Below are 560 nucleotides of genomic sequence, written 5' to 3'. Positions count from 1 at the left end.
ATTTAGATGACATCTTAATCAACGGCACTTACAACGGCTTAATTCCTCAGTCGCCAAGTTTTAGCTTCTATGCAAAAGCTTACAGGGACTCTACAAACATAACAGACGTTTACATTCATCTCTATTCCACGCTCCTTGAGCCGATACCGAATGTGGTTGACGAGATAAAGCTCAAGCTCTTAGATAAAAACAACAATACGATAGCTACGAAAACATACTCAAACGCAGCTGTAGAATTTGGAGATGTTATTCATTTCCATGGATACATGAACTGTACATATGTTAATGCAAGTGTGAACATTAAACGTTGTTTTCGAAAAGCAACAAATAAATAGGAGCTGAGTGATATGATTATATCAATGAACGAAGAAGTGCTTGTAACCGGAATAGGACTTACAATAGCAGTAATCACATTAGGTCTTACCATCTACCTTACCAACAAGAGCACTCAAAAAATTTTAGACCGAATAGCACACGCAATTCACGGCATCACGCACCTTACCGAGAAGGTAGCCTCGCATTCAGAAGTAGACTTTGAGCTTGGGGGAGTAAAAATAGCT

The 560-nt window shown here is 38.9% G+C and carries 2 protein-coding genes; both read left to right on the top strand.

What is annotated here, in order from left to right; all coding sequences use genetic code 11:
- A partial coding sequence (locus QMD21_07910) for a hypothetical protein (GenBank protein MDI6856688.1) occupies window positions 1-335 on the top strand: 335 nt, incomplete at its 5' end.
- A 12-nt stretch (window positions 336-347) separates the two neighbouring features.
- Window positions 348-560 (top strand): hypothetical protein (locus QMD21_07905; GenBank protein ID MDI6856687.1); only part of this gene is annotated, 213 nt, incomplete at its 3' end.

Source organism: Candidatus Thermoplasmatota archaeon (assembly GCA_030018475.1).
In the GTDB taxonomy this organism is placed as follows: domain Archaea; phylum Thermoplasmatota; class JASEFT01; order JASEFT01; family JASEFT01; genus JASEFT01.
Note: the sequence above shows the minus strand (reverse complement) of the source record. Positions and strands in the feature narration are given on the sequence as shown.